Annotated in this window: 21 protein-coding genes; 4 read left to right on the top strand and 17 right to left on the bottom strand. The window is 70.0% G+C overall.

What is annotated here, in order from left to right; translation table 11 throughout:
- Positions 1–130 precede the first annotated feature (130 nt).
- The 6 genes from BM199_RS15010 to BM199_RS14985 form a co-directional block, all read right to left on the bottom strand.
- Positions 131–421 carry a hypothetical protein gene (locus BM199_RS15010; RefSeq protein ID WP_091673832.1) on the bottom strand — a complete coding sequence of 97 codons (291 nt, stop codon included), beginning with the start codon at positions 419–421 and terminating at the stop codon, positions 131–133.
- Positions 411–1,487, bottom strand: a complete 1,077-nt coding sequence (locus BM199_RS15005) for a DNA polymerase III subunit beta family protein (RefSeq protein ID WP_091673831.1) — start codon at positions 1,485–1,487, stop codon at positions 411–413. The genes BM199_RS15010 and BM199_RS15005 overlap by 11 nt, the downstream gene beginning before the upstream one ends.
- 63 nt (positions 1,488–1,550) lie before the next feature.
- A complete protein-coding gene (gene tsaD, locus BM199_RS15000) occupies positions 1,551–2,597 on the bottom strand; it encodes a tRNA (adenosine(37)-N6)-threonylcarbamoyltransferase complex transferase subunit TsaD (protein WP_091673830.1) in 1,047 nt (348 codons plus the stop codon).
- Positions 2,597–3,079, bottom strand: a complete 483-nt coding sequence (rimI, locus tag BM199_RS14995; RefSeq protein WP_091673829.1) for a ribosomal protein S18-alanine N-acetyltransferase — start codon at positions 3,077–3,079, stop codon at positions 2,597–2,599. Before rimI ends, tsaD begins: the two co-directional genes overlap by 1 nt.
- Complete coding sequence (gene tsaB, locus BM199_RS14990; protein WP_091673828.1) at positions 3,076–3,756, bottom strand: tRNA (adenosine(37)-N6)-threonylcarbamoyltransferase complex dimerization subunit type 1 TsaB; 681 nt, start codon at positions 3,754–3,756, stop codon at positions 3,076–3,078. The genes rimI and tsaB overlap by 4 nt, the downstream gene beginning before the upstream one ends.
- A gap of 69 nt (positions 3,757–3,825) precedes the next feature.
- Positions 3,826–4,554: a FadR/GntR family transcriptional regulator gene (locus BM199_RS14985; RefSeq protein ID WP_091673827.1), complete on the bottom strand. Its 729-nt coding sequence runs from the start codon at positions 4,552–4,554 to the stop codon at positions 3,826–3,828.
- A 221-nt stretch (positions 4,555–4,775) separates the two neighbouring features.
- Here BM199_RS14985 and BM199_RS14980 point away from each other — a divergent pair, with 221 nt between their 5' ends.
- From BM199_RS14980 to BM199_RS14970, 3 genes are read left to right on the top strand one after another with little or no spacing between them, the layout of a single operon-like run.
- Positions 4,776–6,083 (top strand): SLC13 family permease, encoded by a 1,308-nt coding sequence (locus BM199_RS14980; protein WP_091673998.1) that lies wholly within the window; start codon positions 4,776–4,778, stop codon positions 6,081–6,083.
- A 30-nt stretch (positions 6,084–6,113) separates the two neighbouring features.
- Positions 6,114–7,565: an acyl-CoA synthetase gene (locus tag BM199_RS14975; RefSeq protein ID WP_091673997.1), complete on the top strand. Its 1,452-nt coding sequence runs from the start codon at positions 6,114–6,116 to the stop codon at positions 7,563–7,565.
- Complete coding sequence (locus tag BM199_RS14970; RefSeq protein ID WP_091673826.1) at positions 7,558–8,910, top strand: carboxyl transferase domain-containing protein; 1,353 nt, start codon at positions 7,558–7,560, stop codon at positions 8,908–8,910. Before BM199_RS14975 ends, BM199_RS14970 begins: the two co-directional genes overlap by 8 nt.
- 70 nt (positions 8,911–8,980) lie before the next feature.
- On the opposite strand, the gene tsaE is transcribed toward BM199_RS14970, so the two are convergent.
- The 8 genes from tsaE to glmS all read right to left on the bottom strand — a co-directional run bounded on the left by tsaE (position 8,981) and on the right by glmS (position 18,554).
- Entirely contained in the window at positions 8,981–9,469 is a 489-nt protein-coding gene (gene tsaE, locus BM199_RS14965; protein WP_177242625.1) for a tRNA (adenosine(37)-N6)-threonylcarbamoyltransferase complex ATPase subunit type 1 TsaE, read from the bottom strand.
- Entirely contained in the window at positions 9,463–10,581 is a 1,119-nt protein-coding gene (locus tag BM199_RS14960) for an alpha/beta fold hydrolase (RefSeq protein ID WP_177242624.1), read from the bottom strand. Before BM199_RS14960 ends, tsaE begins: the two co-directional genes overlap by 7 nt.
- Positions 10,578–11,708, bottom strand: a complete 1,131-nt coding sequence (gene alr, locus BM199_RS14955) for an alanine racemase (RefSeq protein ID WP_091673824.1) — start codon at positions 11,706–11,708, stop codon at positions 10,578–10,580. The genes BM199_RS14960 and alr overlap by 4 nt, the downstream gene beginning before the upstream one ends.
- A gap of 91 nt (positions 11,709–11,799) precedes the next feature.
- Positions 11,800–13,242 carry a xylulokinase gene (gene xylB / locus BM199_RS14950; protein WP_091673823.1) on the bottom strand — a complete coding sequence of 481 codons (1,443 nt, stop codon included), beginning with the start codon at positions 13,240–13,242 and terminating at the stop codon, positions 11,800–11,802.
- On the bottom strand, positions 13,239–14,051 hold the full coding sequence (locus BM199_RS14945; protein ID WP_091673822.1) for a DeoR/GlpR family DNA-binding transcription regulator: 813 nt from the start codon (positions 14,049–14,051) through the stop codon (positions 13,239–13,241). Before BM199_RS14945 ends, xylB begins: the two co-directional genes overlap by 4 nt.
- Positions 14,044–15,117 (bottom strand): NAD(P)-dependent alcohol dehydrogenase, encoded by a 1,074-nt coding sequence (locus tag BM199_RS14940; RefSeq protein WP_091673821.1) that lies wholly within the window; start codon positions 15,115–15,117, stop codon positions 14,044–14,046. The genes BM199_RS14945 and BM199_RS14940 overlap by 8 nt, the downstream gene beginning before the upstream one ends.
- Positions 15,118–15,218: 101 nt before the next feature.
- Positions 15,219–16,667 (bottom strand): NAD(P)H-hydrate epimerase, encoded by a 1,449-nt coding sequence (locus BM199_RS14935; RefSeq protein ID WP_091673820.1) that lies wholly within the window; start codon positions 16,665–16,667, stop codon positions 15,219–15,221.
- A gap of 24 nt (positions 16,668–16,691) precedes the next feature.
- Positions 16,692–18,554, bottom strand: coding sequence for a glutamine--fructose-6-phosphate transaminase (isomerizing) (gene glmS, locus BM199_RS14930; protein WP_091673819.1), 1,863 nt, complete (start codon positions 18,552–18,554; stop codon positions 16,692–16,694).
- Between the two features lie 222 nt (positions 18,555–18,776).
- Here glmS and BM199_RS14925 point away from each other — a divergent pair, with 222 nt between their 5' ends.
- Positions 18,777–19,595, top strand: a complete 819-nt coding sequence (locus BM199_RS14925; protein WP_091673818.1) for a dienelactone hydrolase family protein — start codon at positions 18,777–18,779, stop codon at positions 19,593–19,595.
- Positions 19,596–19,611: 16 nt separating this feature from the next.
- On the opposite strand, the gene BM199_RS14920 is transcribed toward BM199_RS14925, so the two are convergent.
- From BM199_RS14920 to BM199_RS14910, 3 genes are read right to left on the bottom strand one after another with little or no spacing between them, the layout of a single operon-like run.
- Positions 19,612–20,130 (bottom strand): hypothetical protein, encoded by a 519-nt coding sequence (locus tag BM199_RS14920; protein WP_245788374.1) that lies wholly within the window; start codon positions 20,128–20,130, stop codon positions 19,612–19,614.
- Between the two features lie 32 nt (positions 20,131–20,162).
- A complete protein-coding gene (locus BM199_RS34915) occupies positions 20,163–22,637 on the bottom strand; it encodes a WXG100 family type VII secretion target (protein WP_091673817.1) in 2,475 nt (824 codons plus the stop codon).
- Positions 22,637–22,957: a hypothetical protein gene (locus tag BM199_RS14910; RefSeq protein WP_245788372.1), complete on the bottom strand. Its 321-nt coding sequence runs from the start codon at positions 22,955–22,957 to the stop codon at positions 22,637–22,639. The genes BM199_RS34915 and BM199_RS14910 overlap by 1 nt, the downstream gene beginning before the upstream one ends.
- Positions 22,958–22,984 lie beyond the last annotated feature (27 nt).

Below are 22,984 nucleotides of genomic sequence, written 5' to 3'. Positions count from 1 at the left end.
AGTACATCCATGCAAGATCCACACCGCCCTCAGCCGCTACCAAGGCGAGTCGCCTTGGTAGCGGCTGACGACGCAAACGATCTTGCATGGGGGTACTTGCAGACGTACCAACTGGAGCCGGGGACGACTGTCACGTGTCGGCGGCCGTCACGCGCGGGCCCTCCGCGATCGCGTCGCGGAGCCATTCGGTGTACGGCCCCGCCGGGAGGTCCACGATCCGTTCCGCCGCAAGGCGGAACTGCTCCCCGGCCTCATCCGCCCGGTCAAGCTCGAGGCAGGCACGGCCGATGTTGGCGTGCAACGACGGGTAGAAACTCGTGACCCGCGCATCGCCCACCCGATCGGCCCGCTCCGCGGCACCGTCCCCTTCGGCCCGCATCCCCTGGATGCACAGCTGCACCACCACATTGTCAGTGTCCACCGTTGTCCCCAGCGAACTCCGAGTCCTCGGTTGCCACCGGCATCACCAGTGTCGTAAAGCTGCCCTGATCCGCCGAACGCACGACCACAGGCTGGGCGACACCCGCGATCTCGAGCAGTACATCGGGACCGACCCCTGCCTCCACCGCGGGGCCGAGAACAGCCGGGTCGAACGCGATCCTGGGCGGCCTGCCCTGACAGATCGCGGGCATTGTGGCGCACTCGTGCTCCCGCTCCACGACGAGTTCCTCCCCATCGGCCCGCAGCAGCACCCGCCGCACACCGTCGGCCAGCGCGGCACGCAGCGCTGTCCGATCGACGATGATCCGGTGCGGCGCCACGTCGAGTCCGCGGAGAATTTCGCGATATGCGGGAAAGTCCCCGTCCACAATGGGCAGTGACACCGATTCCGCACCCGCGCGCAATCGCGCCTCCCCCGCGTTGAACTCCACCGCCACGTCTCCCGCGCGAGCGGCCCAGGAACCAAGTCTTGCCAGTTCGGGCGCCGGCACCAACAGCCGCGCCGGATCACCACGCAGGGATCGTGGCAGCAGTACCCGCATCGCCAGCCGGTAGCGGTCTGTCGCGACCAGCCGCACCTCGGCATCGGCGAACTCGATCAACACGCAACCGAGAACCGGATAGCCCTCCCGTGTCGCCGCGGACGGAACCACCTGCCGTATCGCGCTGGCCAACTCCGGACCGCCGAGCACTGCCTCCAGTTCCGGTACCGGCAACGAGCGCAACAGTTCCGCTACGGCCTCCTGCGCCGCGTTGGCCTGCGCCCGCATCCGATGCAGGTGTTCCCGCAGCAGGGTGCGCGTGTCCTCCGCGGAGCCGTCCAGCACGCTCGTGACCTCCGACAACGGCAGACCGGTCGACCGCAACCTGCGCAACAGGACCGCCCGGGGCTCCTGGTACTCGCCGTAGAACCGGTATCCGGTTGCCTGGTCGACGCGGGCAGGCCGCAAGACGGCACAGTCGTCATAGAAGCGCAGGGCACTGGGTGTGAGCCCGACCCTGCGTGCGAAGGCTCCGATGCTCAGCGATGCGTCGTTCTCGTCCATGACCGCGATTCTGTGCGTTCAAGCCACTCGAAGGTCAACCGCCGAGGTGGGACGACCACGGTCTCAGATCGAGATGGTGCTCACCGGCAACGACGGATCGGCAGAAAGATCCAACGCGGACGGCTTCACTCCCGCTGCCAGTACGTGCGCACCGAGTGCGGCGATCATCGCCCCGTTGTCGGTGCACAGCCTGGGCCGTGGCACCCGCAGTTCGATCCCGGCCTCCACGCATCGCTCGGCGGCCAGTGTGGACAGCCGGGAGTTGGCGGCGACACCGCCGGAGATCACGAGGGTGCCGATCCCCGCTTCCGTGGCCGCTCGGACGGCCTTGGCGGTCAGCACGTCGGCGACGGCCTCTTGGAACGACGCCGCCACGTCGTCGACCGGGATCGTCTCGCCACGTCGCTCCGCTGCCTCGACCCAGCGCGCCACCGCGGTCTTCAGCCCGGAGAAGGAGAAGTCGAACGCCGCGTCTCTCGGCCCCGTCATTCCCCGGGGAAAGGCGATCGCGGCCGGGTTTCCCCGCCTCGCCGCCGTGTCGATCGGAGGACCGCCGGGATAGGGCAGTTCGAGTACCCTGGCCACCTTGTCGTAAGCCTCACCGGCCGCATCGTCCACAGTGGAGCCGATTTCGGTGATCGTGGTGGCGACGTCGTCCACCCGAAGTAACTGGGTGTGCCCGCCGGAGACCAGCAGCGCCAGACATGGCGACGGCAATGGCCCGTGCTGCAAGGTGTCCACCGCGATGTGCCCCGCGAGATGGTTGACGCCGAACAGCGGTACGTTCAGCGCGGCCGCGTAGGCCTTGGCCGCCGCGACGCCAACCAGCAACGCACCAGCGAGGCCGGGGCCCGCGGTAACCGCGATGGCGTCTACATCGGACAAAGAGAGCCCGGCGGTGGCGAGGGCCCGCTCCGCGGTTGGAGTCATGGCTTCCAGGTGTGCGCGGCTCGCGACCTCAGGCACCACCCCGCCGAAACGGGCATGCTGCTCCACGCTCGAGGCGACGTCGTCGGCCAGCAGTTCGACCGTTCCGTCCCCGTGCAAGCGCACAAGACCGACTCCGGTCTCATCACAGGAACTCTCGATTCCCAGCACGATCCGCGCCATCAGGCCGTCGCCTCCCCCGCCTCGGCCACGCGCACGGGCGGCCGCTTCATCGTGTAGGCATCGGCACCGGAGGGCTGGTAGTAACGCCTGCGCAACCCGAGACGCTGGAATCCGTGCCGCTCGTACAGACCGATTGCCCGCTCGTTGTCCGTCCGCACCTCCAGGAACACCGGTGCCCCGAGTTCGTCGGCCCGCCGCAACACCGCGCGCAGCAAGGCCGTTCCCACGCCCGCGCCCTGGAACTCGGGATCGACACCAATGGTGTGGAGGCTGGTTTCCGGGTCGGCGGGCGGTCCCATGATCGCCAGCCCCGCGTACCCGGCGAGCACGTCGTCCTCGGTGACGGCCGCGACGTAGTGGGCGCCTGCGTCCAGTTCGGCGTGGAAGGCGTGTGCGCTCCACGGGCTGTCGCCGGGGAACAGCAGCTTCTCCAGTGCCACGCATCTCGGAATGTGTTTGCGGCGCAACGGTTCCAATCTCACAGCGCCGTCACCCGCTTCCGCTGTCCCGGTTCCTGGGCGTCCGGCCTGCGCAGATACAACGGCGTCAGTGGGCCGGGTGGTGTCCCCGCGAGCAGACCTTCGCGCGCCGCCCGGACAAGGCCGGCGACCGTGGGAGTGGCCGGTTGGAGCACCGTGACACCGAGCGCCTCCCGGTGCAGTTCTGCGCCCTGTCCTGCGGCCACGGTCCCGGCTGCGAGCCTGACCGCCAGCTCGGCGGGCCGCTGCACGCCAGGTCCGTCCGTCCGCGCACCCGAGGCGTCGTAGGTGGCCCAGTAGACCTCCTTGCGACGCGCGTCGGTCACGACGACGAATGGCGCGTTCTGGTCGCCGGTCGCGACCTCGGCCGCGATCGCGTCGAGACTGCAGACCGGATACACCGGCACACCCAGACTGTGCCCGAGCGCGCCCGCGGTGGCCATCCCGGCCCGCAGGCCGGTGTAGGGACCCGGCCCGATGCCGCAGGCGATCGCGTCGAGTTCGCGCAGGTGCGTTCCGGCCTGCGCGACGGCCTCGAGCACGTGCGGGGTGAGCAGTTCACCGTGCGCCCGCGCGTCCTGGGTGACCCGCGTACCCAGCACCCTGACGCCGGACGGTTCCAGCGCGACCACTCCCGCGGTGACGGCGGGGGTCGCGGTGTCGATGGCGAGAACAAGCACGTGACGAGCGTACGACCCCCCGTGCCCGCGTCCACACACAACCTGCCGCGGCTCGGCTTCGGCGGGTGCTCAGGGCTGGTCCGGCGCGGCTCCCTGCTCCTCGTCCGGGTTCCAGCTGAGCAACCGGACCTTCGCCACGGTTCGCACGTGCCTGCGCATCGCGGCTGCCGCCGCTTTCGCGTCACCGAGGCTGATCGCGTCGAAAATCCGCTGGTGCTGTGCGAGCGAGCGCTTCGGCCTGCCAGGCTGGCGCAGGGACTCGGTCCGGCTCTCGGTGATCTGCTCGGCGATCGTCCGCATGAACTCCGCGAGCAGTGAACTGTGCGCTGCCGCCGTCACCGCGGCGTGGAATCGCCGATCGCCCTCGACGCCGGACTCTCCCGCGTCGACCTCGACACGCATGTGGGCCAGCGCGGCCTCCATGGCGTCCAGGTCGTCCTTCGTCCGCCGCTGTGCGGCCAGTTCGGCGAGTTTCGTCTCCATGGCCTCGCGCGCTTCCAGCACGTCGGGCAGCCGCCTGCGCCGCTCGACGAGCTGCTCCACCGGTTCCGCGTCGAGCGTGTCGCGCACCAGGTAGGTGCCGCCGCCGTGCCGTACCTCGACGAAGCCCTGCACCTCGAGGACCACGATCGCCTGCTTCACCGACGCCCGGCTGACCCCCAGCCGCTGAGCCAGTTCCCGTTCCGGTGGCAGCCGATCACCCACCCCGAGCTTGCCGTCGGACACGTAGTCCCGGATGCGCTCCAGAACCTGCTCGTACAAGCGGGAACGGGCCATCGGCCGCAAGGCGTCGGACACAGATCCCCCTCGTACTTCGCCCGGTTCTTCCTCGCAGGATAACAGCCCGTGAGCACGAACGCGGCCAAGTGGCTCAGCCAGTTGTCCAGTTTCTTCTTGACATTGTGAACCACGACACCGCAAAGTGGTTCAGCCACTTGACCACTGGTCCGCCAGGCCTCTGGCTCTCGACCAACATCGACCGATCCGCTGCCGGTGCGGCGCCCAACGACGGGAGCCTGATGTCCGCCGAACTGATCTCCATCCTTGTTCTCGTGGTCGTGTTCGTCATCGCGACCACCAAATCGATCAACATGGGTGCGCTGGCCTTCGCAGCCGCGTTCGCCGTCGGCACCCTCGCGGGAGGCATGGACGCCGACGCGATCTTCAGCGGGTTCCCCGCAGACCTGTTCGTAGTGCTGGTCGGGGTGACTTTCCTGTTCGCCATCGCGAGATCCAACGGCACAACGGACTGGCTGGTGCACGCGGCGATCCGGCTCGTCGGCGGGCGGCTGGCGCTGATCCCCTGGGTCATGTTCGGTATCAGCGCCACGCTCACCGCGATCGGTGCGGTGAGTCCTGCCGCTGTCGCGATCGTCGCGCCCATCGCGCTCGGCTTCGCCGCCCGCTATGGGATCCACCCGCTGCTCATGGGCGCGATGGTCGTCCACGGCGCGCAGGCGGGCGGGTTCTCGCCGATCAGCATCTACGGCACGATCGTCAACGGCATCGTCGAGCGGGAGGCCCTGGCGGGCAGCGAACTCGTCCTGTTCGCCGCCAGCTTCGCGGTGAACCTCGTGATCGCAGCGGTGGTGTTCGTGGTGTTCGGCGGCCTGCGGCTGAGCCGGGAGACCAGCACCACGGACGAGATCGCACCAGGCACGATCGGAACGGGCGGTCCGGGAGCGGCCACTGCGGCCACCGCGGGCACCAAGCTGACCGAAACTTTCCGGTTGAATCCGGCCAGGATCGCGACCCTGCTCAGTCTTGCCGCACTGGTCGTCGCGACCCTGGTCTTCGACCTCGACGTCGGGCTCACGGCGATCACGCTGGCCGTGCTGCTCAGTGTGTTCTGGTCCGAAAGCAGTCGCAAGGCCGTCACCGAGATCACCTGGCCGACGGTGCTCCTGATCTGCGGAGTGCTCACCTACGTGGGGGTTCTGCAAGAACTGGGCACCATCGAGTACGCGGGTAACGCGGTCGGCAACGTCGCCATCCCGCTGCTGGCGGCGTTACTGCTCTGCTACATCGGCGCGATCGTGTCCGCGTTCGCCTCCTCGGTGGGCATCATGGGCGCGCTGATCCCGCTGGCGGTGCCCTTCCTCGACCAGGGGACCATCGGGCCGATCGGCATGATCGTCGGCCTGGCCGTCGCTTCGACCGTGGTGGACGTCAGTCCGTTCAGCACCAATGGCGCGCTGGTACTCGCCAACGCGGCGGAGGTGGATCGCGATCGATTCTTCCGGCAGTTGATGGTCTACGGCGGCATCATTGTCGCGGTGATGCCCGCGGTGGTGTGGCTGGTCATGATCGTGCCGGGTTTCGGCTGAGAACGACGACGAGAAGGAGTTCGGGTGAGCGTGCTGTTCCCGGCACTACAGGAGAAGTCGACGCAGGCCAAGCAGGCCCTCCGGTTCGGCGACCGCGCACTGACCTATGCGGAACTGGCCGAAGTGGCCGGAACGCTGGCGCGGGAGCTGCGCGCACTGCGGGGGACGGGCGAGACGCCGGTGCGCGTCGCGGTCTGGGCCACGGCCACGATCGAGACGAGCGTCGCGGTGGTCGCCGCCCTGCTGGCCGGGGTGCCCGCGGTGCCGGTCAACCCGAAGATCGGCGAACGCGAACTCGCCCATATCGTCACCGACAGCAGCCCGGTACGCGTACTCGCGGAGCCAGGCGCCGAACTGCCCGCCGGATTGCGCGAACTGCACCGCACGGACGTCACACTCACCGGCTCCGCTGGTGCGCTGCCCGACGAGCCTGGCCCCGAATCTCCGGCGCTGATCGTCTACACCTCCGGAACCACGGGCCCGCCGAAGGGCGTGGTGCTGCCCCGCCGAGCCATCGCCGAGACTCTCGACGCGCTCGAGGACGCATGGCAGTGGAGCGCCGAGGACGTGCTGGTGCACGCCCTGCCCCTGTTCCACGTACACGGGCTGATCCTCGGCGTGCTCGGTCCGTTGCGACGGGCCGCGGAGGTTCGTCACCTCGGCCGCTTCGCCACCGCACCGCTCACCGAGGAACTCGCGAACGGCGCCACGATGATGTTCGGCGTGCCGACGATGTACCACCGGATCGCCGCCGAGGTGCAGGACGATCCGGCGCTGCGCGATGCGCTCGCGGGCGCACGGCTGCTGGTGTCCGGTTCGGCTGCCCTGCCTGTGCACGACCACGAGCGGATCACGGCCGCCACCGGGCAGCAGGTGGTGGAGCGGTACGGCATGACCGAGACGCTGATGAACACCAGCGTGCGCGCGGACGGGGAACGCAGGCCGGGGACGGTCGGCGTGCCGCTGCGCGGCGTCGAGGTGCGCCTCGTGGAAGAGAACGGGACGCCGATCGAGGACAGCGACGGGGAGACCGTCGGTGAGATCCAGGTGCGTGGAGCCAATCTGTTCACCGAGTACCTCAATCGCCCGGATGCCACGGCGGAGGCGTTCGTGGACGGCTGGTTCCGGACCGGCGACATGGCCGTCAGGGACGCGGACGGCTACCTGCGCATCGTCGGGCGCAAGGCCACCGACCTGATCAAGAGCGGTGGCTACAAGATCGGCGCGGGCGAGATCGAGAACGCGCTGCTGGAGCATCCCGGTGTGAGCGAGGCGGCCGTGACCGGCGAGCCGGACCCGGATCTGGGCGAGCGGATCGTGGCCTGGATCGTGCCGTCCGGAGCGCGGCCGGACGAGCTGGAACTGGCCGACCATGTGTCCCGGCTGCTGGCGCCGCACAAGCGACCGAGGGTCGTGCACTTCGTGGATGCCCTGCCACGCAACGACATGGGCAAGGTGCTGAAGCGAGCCCTGCATGCCTGACCGCAAATCCGCGCGGGAGCTGATCAAGGAGTTCGCGGAGGGTTTCACCGACCTTCCGCTGGTGGACCAGGCCGCTGCGGAGACCGACGGGCCGATCGGCTGGGCAGGCTATGACGACGCCCGCGACCGCGCGGCCGAGCGCACCGGCGAGCGTGAGTCCGTGGTGTGCGGGACCGGCGACGTCGGCGGGGTCGCCGCGGTGCTGGTGGTGTTCGAGTTCGGGTTCCTCGGTGGCTCGCTCGGCAGGCGGACGGGCGACCGGATCGAGGCGGCGTTCGATTACGCGATCCACTACCGCCTGCCGGTGGTCACGGCCGTGGCGACCGGGGGCAGCCGGATGCAGGAGGGAATGGCGGCGCTCTCGCAGTTGCAGCGGATCGCCGCGGCCGCTGCCCGCGTCCGGGGAGCGGGTCTGCCGCACGTGGCCGTGTTGCGGGATCCGACGACGGGTGGCGGCTGGGCCACGCTCGGTGCGGGGGCCGACGTCACGCTGGCCCTGCCAGGAGCACAGGTCGGATTCGCGGGTTCACGAGTCCGTCCTGCCGGGGACGACAGCGCAGCGGCGGCGTACACGGCGGAGAGCCAGTTCGCGGGCGGGCACGTCGACCGGCTCGTTTCCCCGGAGGACCTGCCGGGCACCCTGGCGAGCTGGCTGCGTCTGCTGACCGCGCCCCGTGGCGGGGTCCCTGTCCCGCCGAGGGCGCTTGGCGCCGGCACCGAGCCGATGTCCGGGTGGGCTGCGGTGCGGGCCGCCAGGACGGAACAGCGCCCGCGTGCCGAGGCCTATCTCGACGACTACTTCGACCACAGGGAGGGCATCAGCGGCGACCGCTGCGGTGGCGGCGTGGATCCGGGGGTGGCGTGTGGGTTCGGTCGCCGGGCCGGGCAGGTGATCGCCTACGCCGCGCAGTGCGGCACGGCCACAACTCCGGCAGGCTTCCGCACGGCCGCGCGGCTGATCCGGCTCGCCGACCGGCTCGGCATTCCGGTACTCACCCTCGTGGACACGCCCGGCGCGGCCAACGACGCCGCAGCGGAGCGGGCGGGGATCGGCGGGGCGATCGCGGAGGTGTTCGCGGCGGTGGCCTCGGCGCGGGTGCCGGTGTCGACGCTGGTGATCGGCGAAGGCGGCTCGGGCGGTGCACTGGCTTTCGCCGCGCCGGGGCGGACGTGGATGACGCCGGACAGCTACTTCTCGGTGACCTCGCCGGAGGCGGCGGCCTCCATCCTCAAAAGAGCCCCGGACGAGGTGCCCGCCACAGCCGACCAACTCCGCCTGCGTCCCAGCGACGTCGTGGCCCTCGGCACAGCCGAAGGCATCGTCACCCCCAGGACCCGCAGTTAGCGGGCTGAATGTCGTCCCCGGCCCAGCCGCACCCACGGCCCAGTTCCGGGACCGGCCCTCTGACCTGCAGTTAGCGGGCTAAATGTAGTTCTGGGGTGCGCTCGGACCAGGTGCCGTGCGGTTCGAGGGAGAGGGTGCGGGTTTCGTCGTCGCTGTCCTGACGGCGGTCGAGGCGGACGACCAGGTAGTTCTCCGACAGCCGCTCCGCGGAGCCCTCGCCCCACTCCACCACGACGGCGGACCGCTCGAGGTCGGCATCGAGGTCGAGATCGTCGAGTTCCGTGAGGTCCCCACCGAGGCGGTAGGCGTCCACGTGCACCAGCGGTACGCCTCCGCCGTTCTCCGCCGTTCCGGCCGGATGCACCCGCGCCAGGACGAACGTCGGCGAGCTGACCCTGCCCCGCACACCGAGCCCCTCGGCGATACCCCGCGTCAGTGTCGTCTTGCCCGCGCCGAGTGGGCCGGCCAACAACACCAGATCACCCCGCCGTAGCCGGGCGCCGAGTGCACGGCCGAATGCCATCGTGTCCTCGGCGGTCGCCAGTTCCATGCTCACCATCGCCACCACCTGCCCCGTTCCCGAGTCCGGATCCCGCCGTCCACACCAACCCCGTCGACACCGGACGCACGCTGCAGCAGGTCGATGAGGTGACTGTTCACCAGTTCGGGTTGTTCCAGCTGCACCATGTGCCCGGCACCGCGCACCCGGACGAGTTCGGCGTCGGGCAGTTCGGCCGCCATCCGCTCGGCGTGAGAGAACGGCGTGAGCCGGTCGTCGGCCGCCCCGATCACCAGCACGTGCGTGTTCTTCAACCCGGCGAGCGCGGCGTAGCGGTTGTGACTGCCCAGGGTGTCCACGAAGTTCACCAGCCCGCGGACCGGGGTGACCGCGAGCATCTCCAGCATGAAGTCCACGAGTTTGGGGCTGACATCCCGCCCGCCGAACGCGAGGCTGCGGATCGCCTGGCGGGTCAGCTGGCCACCCGCGGCACGCGCGAACTCGACAAGTCCCGGCTGCCAGCCCGCGAGTTCGCCGACCCCTCTGGTGAGAGGGTTGTACTTCGACAGCAGCGACCGCGGGAGTCCTCGTGCACCGACCTCACCCGCCGCCGTCGCGATCAGGGCCACCCCGTGCACCCGGTCGGCGAACAACTCGGGAACCTGCTGGGCCAGCTCCATGATCACCATGCCGCCCATCGAGTGTCCGATCAGGACGATCGGCCCTTCGGGGGCGACGGCTCGCACCACCGCGTCGAGGTCCCTCGCCAACTGCTCGATAGTGCTGCTCTCCTGCGAGGCAGGGCCGGAAAGGCCGTGCCCCCGGTGGTCGTAGTAGACCTGCCGAACGCCGGGCAGGCGCAGCGAGGCGAGGTCACGGCGCTGGAAGTGCCAACTGAGCTGGGACAGCGCGAAACCGTGGACGCCGATGACGGTCAGTGCCGGCTCCGCCTCCTCTTCCGGGTCGACCTCGGAGACCGCGAGGGGCGTTCCGTCGTCGGCGGCCACGGTCGAGGTGCGATCCGGCTGCAATTGGCCGAGCGGCTCGTCCACGAACGGGTCCACCCGGTTTCGGCGTTGTTGGGTCGTCACCGCGAGCGCGGCGGCAACGGTCCCGGTGAGCACTGCCCCGACTCCGCCGGCGATTCCGAGAATCCGGCGTGATGGAGTCATCGCCCCGCACCTCCGAGGTACCGCCGGTGCACTCGCGGCCGGTACATGCCGGTGACGATCTCGTAGTCGATGGTGCCGATCGTGTCCGCCCACTCCCGTGCGGTCGGACCGCCCTCCGCACCGGCGCCGAACAGCACCACATCGGCCCCGACCGGCGGTTCGTCGTCGCCACAGTCCACCACGATCTGATCCATGCAAACACGGCCGACCACCGGGCGGCGCATACCACCGAGCCAGACACTCATCCGCCCGGAAAGAGTGCGCGGAACACCGTCGGCGTACCCGGCCGGAACCAGTGCCAACGTGGTGTCCCGGCTCGCGGTCCACGTATGTCCATAGGAGACGGACTCGCCCGCCGCGATGCGCTTTGTGAGGACCACTGTGGACCGGAAGGTCATCGCGGGCCGCAGGTCGTCGTCGGTGGACACGGGATTGAGCCCATATCCGGCGATCCCGGGACGCACGAGGTCGAAGTGCAAGTCGGGGCGCGTCAGGGTGGCGGCCGAGTTCGCGAGATGCCGCAAGGGATTGAGCCCGGCCTCGCGTGCCTGCGAGTACGCGGTGTCGAACCGCGCGGCCTGCAGGTCGATGGACGGGTGCCCCGGCTCGTCCGCACACGCGAGATGCGACCAAATGGCTACTACGTCCACATCCGACTCCGCGGCGGCCGCCTTGACCAGTTGCGGCCAGCTCTCCGGGGGGCACCCGTTGCGGTTGAGTCCCGTGTCGATCTTGAGGTGCACCCGGGCCCGGGCACCGGTCCTGCTCGCGGCGGCGGCGATCCGGCTCAGCTCGCCCATCGAGCTGGCCGCGAGGTCCACGCCCTGCTCGATACCGGGCGCGAAGTCCACGTCGTCGCTGTCCAGCCAGCTCAGCAGGCGCACCGTGACCCCCGCCGCCCGCAGGTCCAGCGCCTCGGCGAGAGAACAGGTCCCCAACCAGGTCGCGCCCCCGTCGACGGCGGCGCGCGCCACCGGTACAGCTCCGTGGCCGTAACCGTCCGCCTTGACGACGGCCATGGTCGCGGCGCCGGACGCGGCCGCTCGCTCGGCGAGCAGCGCGATGTTGTGCCGGATGGCGTCCAGGTCGATAAGGACCTCGGCGCGTCGGTGCAGGTCAGCGTTCATAACACTGCCGAGTTTCCCACAGCTGCCGAGCCCCTCCCCTGGCCGGCCATGGTGGTGCGCGCCACGTCAGCCCTTGGCAGGGAAAAGGATGTCAACTTCGAGGCATGCCGTGCACCTGCTCGCGTGCCTCGGCATGCCGGTGCCTGGCCTGCTCCCCGGCCGCCGCCTCGGCAGAGGTGGGCTCGTCCAGGTGCACGGTCGCGCTGCCCTGCCAGCGCGGCGGATCGGCCTGCCCGGAACTGGTGGACGCGGACAGTGCCCACGCGGCCTGGCGTGCCGCTCCGATGGCGACATGCTCACCCGGTGGCGGGACGGCGACGGGCACGCCGAAAACGGCAGGCGCGGCCGCACGCACGGCGGCCGATTGTGCCGCGCCGCCGATGAGCAGCACCCTGCGCGCGACGAGCCCGTGCGCACGCAACGCGTCCAGGCCTGCGGCAAGCCCGCACAACATCCCTTCCACCGCGGCCCTGGCCAGGTTCTCCTGGGTCATGTTGGCCCTGCGCAACCCGATCAGGCTCCCGCTGGCGTCGGGCAGGTTCGGGGTGCGCTCGCCGTCGAGGTACGGCAGCAGTGTGAGCCCGCCCGCACCCGGTTCGGCCGTGAGCGCGAGCCGGTCCAGCCCGGCCAGGTCGGTACCGAGCATGCTGGCGGTGGCGGTGAGGACCCTGGCGGCGTTGAGTGTGCAGGCCAGTGGCAGGAATCGGCCGGTGGCGTCGGCGAACCCGGCGACGGTGCCGGACGGGTCGGCCGGCTGCGTCTCGCTGACGCCGAACACCGTGCCGCTGGTGCCGAGCGACACCACGACGTCACCCTCGTCCAGCTCCAGCGCCAGTCCAGCCGCCATGTTGTCGCCGGTGCCCGCCGACACGAGCACGCCGTCGGGGGTGTGCCCGGCCGCTTCGGCTGGCCCGAGCACCCTGGGCAGCTCCGGTGTCCGGCCGCCGAACGCGTGGGAGAGCAGGTCCGTGCGGTACGCGGCGGAGGCGGCCGAGTAGTACCCGGTGCCCGAGGCGTCCCCCCTGTCGGTGACGGGCTCCGCGCCGTCGCCGAGCAACCGCCAGGTGAGCCAGTCATGCGGCAGCAGCACGCGGGCGACGCGGTCGGCCAGACCGGGCTCGTGCTCGGCCATCCAGCGCAGTTTGGTGATGGTGAAGCTGGCCACCGGCACCGCTCCGACCGCATCCGCCCACACCTGCGGGCCGCCCAGTTCGTCGGTGAGATCGGCCGCCGCCTGCCCGGAACGAGTGTCGTTCCACAACAGGGCGGGCCGAACGACGCTGTTCTTCTCGTCGAGGGTCACCATGCCGTGCTGCTGCCCCGCGATTCCGACCGCCCGCACACCCGAGAGCAGCCCGCCGGAGGCCGCGCCGAGCGCGTCCCACCACACCTGGGGGTCGACCTCGGTGGTGTCCGGATGCTCTGCCCGGCCGCTGCGGATCACCTCACCGGTGTCCGCGTCGCACACCATCACCTTGGTGGACTGGGTGGACGAATCGACCCCGGCCACCAGGGTCTGTCTGTCAGCCGTCATGGCCGCTCCTCGTTTCTCACACTGACTGTCCGGACACGGGTTCCCAGCGCCTGGATTGCCTTGATCTCCTCGGCCGGTGTCTCGTCGTCGGTGAGCACCAGATCGAAGTCTCCGGCGTCCCCGTGCGCGTAGGTCGCGGTCCGGCCGAACTTGGAATGGTCGACCACCAGCAGAGCCCGCCTGCACGCTTGGAGAATGGCGGTCTTGACCTCGGCGTACTCGCGAACCGGATGGTAAAGGTGTCCGCCGGCCAGGGCGGTGACCGAGAGGACGGCGGTGTCCGCGCGCACCTTGTGCAGTGCGGCGACCGTGTCCGGGCCGACGCAGGAGTCGAATTCGGTGTAGCGACCGCCGAGCAGCACCACCTCGGCGTCGGTCGCGGCCGAGACGAACCTGGCGACGTCGGGCGAGTGGGTGATCACAGTGGCCGGTTCGCGTGCGCCGAGCCCGCGAGCGAGCGGGAACAACGTGGTCGAGTCGTCGATGATCAGGGTCTGTCCCCGGTCGATCTCCTCGGCAGCGGCGGCACTCAGTGCCACCTTGAGCTCCCGGTGCAGCCCCACCCGGAAGCGCTTCGCGGTCTCCATGGTGAGTGCCGGATAGGCGGCAACGCGCCCGCGAAGCTTGCGCAGCAAGCGGCGATCGGCCAGTTCGTCGAGGTCCCGGTGCATGGTCATCAGGCTCACGCCGAAGCGCTCGGTGAGATCGTCGATCCGCACCTCGCCCTGCGCGATCACTGCGTCCAGCACCTCCTGGCGCCTGCGCTCGACCGCAGCCCGGTCACCGCGCGGCGGGCGCACCTTATCCATGGATGGTTTCCTGTGGCCGGACCACGGCCTTGATCACCGTTTCGTCGTGGCGAGCGACGGTGAGCGCCTGCTCCACCTCGGCCAGGCCGAACCGGTGGGTGACCAACCGATCGAGGTCGATCTCACTTCCCGCCGCGAGCGCGATCGCCGTCGGCCAGGTGTTGGCGTAGCGGAACGTGCCGGTGACCTCGACCTCGAACCCCTGGACATGCGCCAGCGGCAGTGGGATCTCGTCACCGCCCATGCCGACAAGCACGACCCGGCCCGCCCGGCCGACCCGGCGGATGGCCTGCGCGGCGGCCGCGGCGACGCCGGAGCACTCGAGCAGGACGTCCGGCTCGAACCCGGACTCGGCCAGGTCGGTAGTCGACACGTCGATCGTCGCGGTCGCGCCCAGTTCGGCGGCCACGCGCAGACGTCCGGAATTGACGTCGGTAACCACCACCTCGGTGGCTCCGAATGCTCGCGCCGTCTGTGCCGCGACCAGCCCGATCGGACCCGCACCGGTGACGAGCACCCGCGAGCCCGGCCCGACCCTGGCCTTGCGGCAGGCCCACACGCCGACGGACAGGGGCTCCAGCAGGCCCGCTGCGTCGTCGCTGAGTGCTTCGGGGACGGGGTGGGCGAAGTCCTCGCGAAGGGTGACGAACTCGCAGAAGGCGCCATCGATCGGCGGAGTGCCGAAGAACCGCATGCGGGGGCACAGGTTGTAGCGGCCGAGGCGGCATTCGGCGCAGTGGGAGCAGGGCACACCCGGCTCGAGCGCGACCCGGGTGCCGATGTCGTGCCGGGTGGCGGACGCGCCCCGCGCGACGACGACACCGCTGGGTTCGTGGCCGAGGACGAGCGGCTGTTCGACGACGAAGTCGCCGATCCGGCCGTGCTCGTAGTAGTGGACGTCGGAACCGCAGGTGCCGACGGAGTGGACGCGCACAAGCACCTCGTCCGGTGCCGGAGTGGGCACGGGACGCCGTTCCAGGATGACGTCATGCACCCCACGGAGCACCGACACCGCCATCGTGTCGGGAAGCGCCTCGACGCCGCCGGTGTCGCCCAAGTCACCCATCGCGGCATTCCTACCAGAACACCGCCGCCGTGTTAACACATAATCCGATAACTCCCGGCCCGTCGGGGTGCTCGTGGGTGCATTTAGCCCGCTAAACGCACTCAGCCCTGCCCGAGCGCGCGGATGGTGCGGACCGCCTCCGGGATCGCGTCGAGGATGCCGGAGGCCGGCACGGGCACGCCTCGGGCGGCGCGTTCGGCGGCCAGCGAGTGGACGTAGGCGGCCACCCCGCCCGCAAGCCACGGGTCCAGCCGTGCCGCCAGCAGCGCGCCGGTCATCCCGGACAGGACGTCACCGGACCCGGCCGTGGCGGGCCAGGACCCCCGTGCCGGATTGACCAGCACCCGGCCACCCGCATCCGCCACCACGGTGCAATGCCCCTTGAGCAGCAGTACCGCGTCGAACCGAGCTGCCGCCGCACGCGCCGCAGAGACCCTGTCCGACCCAGGAGGGCGCCCGGTCAACCGCTCGAACTCCCCTGCGTGTGGGGTGAGCAGCAACGGCGTGCCCGGTTCCCTGGCGTCGAGCACCTCGGGCGAGTTCGCGATGATGGTGATCGCGTCGGCATCGGCGCACACAGGCACGCCCTGAGCAAGGGCATGCTCCAGCACCTCACGCCCCTCGCGGCCCGTTCCAATGCCGGGACCGACCACCCATGCCTGCACCCGGCCCGCGTCGAACACAGAACCGGTGGCCACGACCTCCGGCCAGTGATCGCGAACGACGTCCGCGGCCGGCCCCGCGTAACGCACCATGCCCGACGTGGCGCGGACGGCGGCTCCGGCAGCCAGCACCGCCGCACCGGGGAAAGCGGCCGACCCCGCGGCGATCCCCACCACGCCCTGTGTGTACTTGTCGTCCTCGGGGCCGGGCACCGGCCAGGCACCGGCAGCATCCGCGGTGTCCAGTCGCAGCAGGTCGGGTTCTCCGAGCTCCCCGGAGAGCCCGATGTCCACCAGGTCCACGTCACCGCACCGCGCCGGGTTCAGGACGTGCACCGGCTTCCGGGCACCAAAGGTCACGGTGCGCGCTGCTGTGATCGCAGGACCGTCGACCGTGCCGGTGTCCGGGTCCACACCGCTGGGCAGATCCACCGCGAGCACGGGCGCGCTGATGTGTTCGAGCAGGTTCGCGGCACCGGGCCGCAGGGGACCGCTCGCGGAGATACCGACAATGCCGTCGATCACCAGATCGGCCTGCTCGAGCACGGACGCACCGTCCTCGGCGGGCAACACACGCCCACCCGCTCTACGCAGCGCGGCCAGGCCTGCGGGATGCGCGCGGTCGGCAGCGAGCAGGAGCGCCGTGACGCCCACACCACGTCGGCGCAGAAACGCACCCGCCCACAGTGCGTCGCCGCCGTTGTTCCCCGCGCCGACCAGCAATGCGACTCGCCGACCGGCCACCCGTCCCGCATGCTCCTTGAGCATCTCTGCCGCGTGGACGGCCAGCCCGAACGCGGCCCGGTACATCAGGGCGCCTTCCGGCGTGACGGCGAGCAACCGCTGCTCAGCGTCGCGAATCCGTTCGGTGATCCAGATTCCCTGCACGCTGTCCTCCGGTCGTCTCGAAGCTCACTCCACGGTGACGGACTTGGCCAGGTTGCGCGGCTTGTCGACGTCGTAACCGCGGGTCTTCGCGATCTCGGCGGCGAGCACCTGCAGCGGAACCGTCGAGACCAGCGGCTGCAGCAGCGTCGACACCGCGGGGATCTCGACGAGTTCGTCCGCGAACGGACGCACCGTCTCGTCGCCCTCCTCCGCGATCACGATCGTGCGCGCTCCCCGCGCCTGGATCTCGCTGATGTTGGAGACCAGCTTGGCGTGCAGCACGGCGCGGCCCTTCGGGGAGGGCATCACCACGACGACTGGCAGCCCCTCCTCGATGAGCGCGATCGGCCCGTGCTTGAGCTCGCCCGCCGCAAAGCCCTCGGCGTGCATGTAGGCGAGTTCCTTCAGCTTGAGCGCACCCTCGAGGGCAACCGGGAAACCGACGTGCCTGCCGAGGAACAGAATCGCCTTCGAATCGGCGATGTTCCGCGCCAGGGCCCGCACCTGCTCCACCGTGGACAGCACCTTCTGCACGGCGGCCGGCATGGCCTCGAGTTCGGCGAACTCGCGGGCCACCTCGTCGGGGTACTTGGTGCCGCGAGCCTGCGCCAGGGCCAATCCGACCAGGTAGTTGGCCGCGATCTGGGCGAGGAACGCCTTCGTCGACGCCACGCCGATCTCCGGCCCCGCATGGGTGTAGAGCACCGCGTCGGACTCACGGGGAATCTGTGCCCCGTTCGTGTTGCAGACCGCGAGCACCCGCGCCTTCTGTTCCCGTGCGTGCCGGACCGCCTCCAGCGTGTCGGCCGTCTCGCCGGACTGGGACACCGCCACCACCAGGGTGTCGCGATCGAGCACCGGGTCCCGGTAGCGGAACTCGCTGGCGAGTTCGACCTCCACCGGCAGCCTGGTCCAATGCTCGATCGCGTACTTGGCCACCAGGCCGGAGTGGTAGGCGGATCCACACGCGACGACGAAGACCTTGTCGACGTCGCGCAGGTCCTGATCGGAGATCCGCTGCTCGTCGAGGATGATACGGCCACCGTCGAAGTGCCCGCGCAGCGTGTTGGCCAGCGCTTCGGGCTGCTCCTCGATCTCCTTGAGCATGAAGTACTCATGGCCGCCCTTCTCGGCGGCCGACAGGTCCCAGTCCACTGTGAACGGCTTGGCCTGCGCAGGCTCGCCGACGAAGTCGGTCACCTCATACCCGTCGCGCGAGATGACCACGAGCTGGTCCTGCCCCAGCTCGACCGCCTCCCGGGTGTGCTCGATGAACGCGGCGACGTCGGAGGCGACGAACGTCTCCCCCTCGCCGACACCCACCACGAGCGGGGATGACCGGCGGGCCGCGACGATGCGGTCGGGATCGTCCGCGTGAGTGACGACCAGCGTGAACGCACCCTCGAGACGGCGGCAGACGGCCCCGACGCTGGCGGGGAGATCCCCCTCGGTGGGTCCGGAGCTGTAGGCACGGGCGACCAGGTGCGCGGCGGTCTCGGAATCGGTGTCGCTGGTCAGCTCGATGTCGTCGGACTCCAGCTCGGCCCGCAGCGCGGCGAAGTTCTCGATGATGCCGTTGTGCACGACGGCGACCTGACCGGAAGCATCGCGATGCGGGTGGGAGTTGCGGTCCACGGGTGCCCCGTGGGTGGCCCATCGGGTGTGCCCCATGCCCGCGGTTCCGCCGAAACCGTCCCGGCCGACCTCGTCCAGGGCGGCCTCCAGATTGGCCAGCCTGCCCGCCTTACGCTCGACGATCAGCGCGCCCGCGCCGTCGAGAACGGCGACGCCCGCCGAGTCATACCCTCGATACTCCATTCGCCGAAGGCCGCCGAGAACGACGTCGAGCGCCTGGCGATGGCCCACATATCCCACGATTCCGCACACGCATACCAGCGTAACGAGCCCCCTCCAGCCGCCTCGACCGGCTCGACACCCGCCCGCCTCGGGAGCCCGGGGGGTGCGTTTAGCGGGCTAAACGCACCCCCGGGTCTCAACCGCCGAAGCACGTCGCCCTGGGAGCTGGGCCGGACGGAGTGCAGTTAGCGGGCTAAATGCACTTCCCCAGCCTGCCCGGCCACCGGGCGCCGGAACAGTTACGCTCGCGCCATGGCTCCCAAGCCCAAGCGGTTACTCGAGCAGCTGTCCCACCCCGGGCCCCACGAGGTGCTGCGCGGCGACCTCGCCCTCGTCGGGCTGCCCGGTGTGGTCTTCACGCCGACCAGCGGGCTGAACCTGCCCGCCGTCGTCTTCGGGCACGGTTGGCTGCAGTCCCCCGACCGCTACCTCGGCCTGCTGCGACACCTCGCCAGCTGGGGAATCGTCGCGGCCGCCCCCGCGACGCAGCGCGGTCCGGTTCCGTCGCACCGCCTTTTCGCCGCCGATCTGCACAGCACGCTGGATATCGTCACCGGTGTCCGGCTCGGTCCTGCGGGCATCAGCGTCGACCCTGCCGCACTCGGACTCGCCGGTCATTCCATCGGCGGCGGTGCCGCGGTGCTGGCCGCTGCCGAACAGGACGCACGGATCAAGGCCGTCGCGACCATCGCTGCCGCGCAGACCGTCCCTCCTGCCACCGAGGCCGCCCGCGCCATCGACGCGCCAGGGCTGCACCTCGTCGCCGACGAGGATCTGGTGACGCCCGCTCCCAGCAACGCTGAGGCCATCGCCCGAGCCTGGCGCGGCCCTGTGCAACTGCGCACCATCGCCAAGTCCTCGCACCTCGGGGTGACCGAAGGGCGGCACTGGAGCCAGCTGCTGCTGCACGGCAAGCCACACCGGCCCACCCAGCGCCTGGTGCGCGCGCTGTTCACCGCGTTCTTCCTGACCCACCTCACCGGCAGCAACAGCTACCGTCCACTGCTGGACGCCGACCTCAAGCAGGCGTCGATCGCGGTCGACAGCAGCCAGGATCCCGTCCCGACCTGACGTCCACCCAAGCGCGTTACTTCATCCAGCTGTTGTTGGAGAAGTCGTCGTCGTCGAAGGATTCCTGCGGACGCGCGTGGCGGCCCGGCCGCTTCGGCGCCTTCGGTTCCTCCGCGACCGCCGGTGCCGGAGCGGCCGGAGCCGGGGGTGGTGACGGAGGCTCCTGCCAGCCCCCCGCTGCCGGAGGCGGCTCTGGCGTCGGCACGGCGGGTGCCACCGGAACGGGGGCCGTGTACTGGGCGAACCCGGCCGCGGGAGCCTCCTCCGGGTCCTCCGGCCCGAAGCCCATCACATTGCTCTTGTCCGACAACGTCTTCTCGGTCGCCCAGCCACCTGCCTCTTCCTTGCGCTTACCCAGTTCCCGCCGGTGCTGGACGTACCGCTCGGCCGCCTGGACCTGCTTCGTCATGTACTCCTGGGAGCGGGCCTTCAACTCCTGGCCCTGACGGTCACGCAGCTCTCGCCGATCGGACTGTTCCCGTACGAGCGCCCCCAGTGTCGCCCGCATGCGCTCGACACGTCCCGACATGTCCATGAGTCCTCCTCAACCCCGCCGCCTGCGCGCCGTCATCGCTCGTAGCTGATCGAACGGTCGCCCTCGTCGTCCAGCGAACCGCTGATCCGGTTGGTGCTTGCGCTGGTCTCGAAGATTCCACCGTCCAGCCGGTACTGGCTGGAGCCTCGTTCCTGGTCACCGCCGCCACCGCCACCGCCGGCCGCGCCACCGCCCATCATGCCCATGCCGCCGCCCATTCCACCGGATGCACCCTGCGCCGCACCGGCCGCGACCGGTTCCGCGACGCCGCCCGGTGCCGTCCCGAGCCCGGCCGCAGCCGGGGCGCTGGCCGAGGTCTGCACCCCGCCGTCCATGACCGCTTCACCGGCACCGCCGATCCCGGACGACACGCCTCCTGCGTCCACTCCGGCCGCGACGCCACCGCTCGCCCCTGCGCCGACGGACTGTGGCTCGGTCGGTCCACCACCGTCACCGGCCGTGCCTTCACTGCTCGCATCGTCTCCACCGGGCCCCGAGCCACCACCTGCGGCACCATCGCCGCCGCCACCGCCCGCTCCGCCCTCGACAGCGCCGTCCTCTGCCACATCTGCCTCGTCGGAGACAGATTCCGGACCTTCGGCTGGAGCAGGCATCGTGCGGATGTCCTCGCTGCCTTCCGCACTGCCGGAGGAGTCCCCGGTACCGGAGTCGCCCGCCCCGCCGGCCACGGCATCGCCTCGCGGACCGCCCGGACGAGGTTCACCGGCGCGCGCAGCGCTGTCCTCGGCCTTCTCCTCGCCGAGGGTGTACGTCGTCGGCTCCCCGCTGCCGTCGTCGACGGTGACGACCGTCGGGCCGTCCGGGCCTTCCGGCTGCTCGGCAGTGATCTTGAGGTTCCCGTCCTCGATGTGGATCTTCCCGTCGGGACCGGGCCGGTAGATCTGCTCCGCGCCGTCCTTGCTGCCCTCCGGCCCGAACTCACCGGACTGCTCGCCTTCGGCGCCTTCCTCCTCGGCACTGAAGTCCAGCTTGTATTCCTTCGGCTCGCCGGTCCCGTCGTCGACGGAGATCTCCATCTCGCCCTCGGCGTCGGGCTCGTTCATCGAGATTGTCTTGTCACCCTGCTCAACGGTGAGGGTGTCCCGGTCGTCACCCGCGTCCTTGATCGCCTCACCTGTCTCCGGGTCGATCGGGTAGGGCTTGCCGGTTTCGGGATCGACCTCCAGCGGCTTTCCGGTGACCGGATTCGTGCCGGGCTGCTCGGTGGTCGGAACGTCACCCCCGCCGCCTGTACCACCGCCACCGGTACCTCCGCCGGTGCCACCCCCAGTGCCACCTCCGGTGCCGCCGCCACCGGTACCACCGCCACCGCCGGTGTCACCACCGCCCCCACGCTCCTCCTTCTCGCCGGGCGGCGGCTGGTCGGACGCACCCTGGAACTCGTTCTCCAGATCGCCCATGACCTCGTCCAGCGCTTCGTACGCCTGGTTCACCAGCTCGAGACTGTCGGTGCAGGTCTTGTCAAAGGACAGGTACAGCCAGTCCCACATGTCCGGGTTGAACTGGTTCTGGATCCACTGCTTGGCGAGCCGGATCCCCTCTTCCTTGATCTCGTCGTCGTCGCAGCACCCGTCGTCGTTGAGGGTCTCGCGCAGGTTGGTGCCGAAGTTGACGTCCATCCAGCCCGCGACGTCGTTGAGTTCGTCCATGCCAGCAGCGGAACCGTTGGCGATGTTGATGACCTTCTTGGCCATCGCCAGGTCGGCCTTGCCCACCTGATCGGTGTAGAGCTCGTTGACGGCGTCGGCCTTGCCCTTCACGAGCTGGTACACGGTGTCCACGGCGAGTTCGACCGCTTCCGCGGCATCGGTGAGGTCCCGGCTGAGTTCCTGTGCCTTCGGCGCGATCTTCTCGGTGTAGTGATCGTGCGCCGCGTCCGCCGCGTCACCGGTCCAGTTCTGGAACAGGGAGCTCAGCTGCCCCTGGGTATCCCGCATGGTCGTGTCGACCGTTGTCGCCCCGGTGCTGAACCGCTCGGCGTCGGTCAGGAAGTTCTCGAAGCTGATGCCGCGCTGTTCGTCGAAGCGCTTCTTGATGTCGGTGTTGAAATCGAGTGGCCTGGTTTGCCCGACACAGTCGCCCGGCAGTTCCGCCAGCAGTGGGCCGAAGTTCTCGAAAACCTTCAGCGCCGCCACCGCGGTGTCAAGCAGCTCGTCGGAGGTCTTGGTCCCCACGCCACCGGCCGCGGGTGGCCGCGCATCCTCCAGGTCCTGTTTGCCCTGGTCGACGGCTTCGCCCTGCTCACGATCGTTGTAGCTGGCCTGCTCCGCCTCCTGCTGCGCGCTGTCGTAGATCTCGTCCACGTTGCCGGGGCCGAAGCCGAACGGATAGGCGTTGTAGGCCTCCGAGTACTCATCGACCTCATCGCGGTCCGCCTGCCAACCCTCGGGCGTGTTCAGCCACGAGGACAGCAGCATCTGCTTGGTCTCCGGCGAGACTCCCGGATCGTCGAGGACGGTCTTGACTTCCTCCCACGACTTGGCCATTACTGCCTCCCCGCAGCGTTCATGTCGCCGGTCCGCGCGTCGTCACCGGCGGTGTAGGCGGTGCCCGCGCCACCGATTCGCCCCGCGAAACCGTTGAGGGTGGTACCGAGGCCCTTCACCGCGGCGTCGAGGGTGCTCACTCCGGTGGTGTAGCTGGTGGCGTGCTCGCCGTGCGCCTCACCGAAGCCCGCCGCGTTCACCTTGGTGTCGCCGAGATCCTTGTTGTCGTCCGGAAGATCCTCAGCCAACTCCGCGATCCGCTTCGACGCGGCCGCCATAGCGTCGGCGTCTGTCTTGTAACCCTCGCCCTGTGCGCCCACCGCGCGCTCCCCCTGTTCTGAGGTCTT

It is taken from the genome of Amycolatopsis marina, from assembly GCF_900111885.1.
In the GTDB taxonomy this organism is placed as follows: Bacteria; Actinomycetota; Actinomycetes; order Mycobacteriales; family Pseudonocardiaceae; genus Amycolatopsis; species Amycolatopsis marina.
This window is presented reverse-complemented; position numbering and strand designations above follow the sequence as displayed.

Coding starts and splice junctions, on each gene's coding strand:
- BM199_RS15005 (WP_091673831.1), bottom strand. CDS start 1,487: ATGGACGAGAACGACGCATCGCTGAGCATCGGAGCCTTCGCACGCAGG.
- tsaD (WP_091673830.1), bottom strand. CDS start 2,597: ATGGCGCGGATCGTGCTGGGAATCGAGAGTTCCTGTGATGAGACCGGA.
- BM199_RS14980 (WP_091673998.1), top strand. CDS start 4,776: ATGTCCGCCGAACTGATCTCCATCCTTGTTCTCGTGGTCGTGTTCGTC.
- BM199_RS14970 (WP_091673826.1), top strand. CDS start 7,558: ATGCCTGACCGCAAATCCGCGCGGGAGCTGATCAAGGAGTTCGCGGAG.
- tsaE (WP_177242625.1), bottom strand. CDS start 9,469: ATGGTGAGCATGGAACTGGCGACCGCCGAGGACACGATGGCATTCGGC.
- BM199_RS14960 (WP_177242624.1), bottom strand. CDS start 10,581: ATGACTCCATCACGCCGGATTCTCGGAATCGCCGGCGGAGTCGGGGCA.
- alr (WP_091673824.1), bottom strand. CDS start 11,708: ATGAACGCTGACCTGCACCGACGCGCCGAGGTCCTTATCGACCTGGAC.
- xylB (WP_091673823.1), bottom strand. CDS start 13,242: ATGACGGCTGACAGACAGACCCTGGTGGCCGGGGTCGATTCGTCCACC.
- BM199_RS14945 (WP_091673822.1), bottom strand. CDS start 14,051: ATGGATAAGGTGCGCCCGCCGCGCGGTGACCGGGCTGCGGTCGAGCGC.
- BM199_RS14940 (WP_091673821.1), bottom strand. CDS start 15,117: ATGGGTGACTTGGGCGACACCGGCGGCGTCGAGGCGCTTCCCGACACG.
- BM199_RS14925 (WP_091673818.1), top strand. CDS start 18,777: ATGGCTCCCAAGCCCAAGCGGTTACTCGAGCAGCTGTCCCACCCCGGG.
- BM199_RS14920 (WP_245788374.1), bottom strand. CDS start 20,130: ATGGACATGTCGGGACGTGTCGAGCGCATGCGGGCGACACTGGGGGCG.
- BM199_RS34915 (WP_091673817.1), bottom strand. CDS start 22,637: ATGGCCAAGTCGTGGGAGGAAGTCAAGACCGTCCTCGACGATCCGGGA.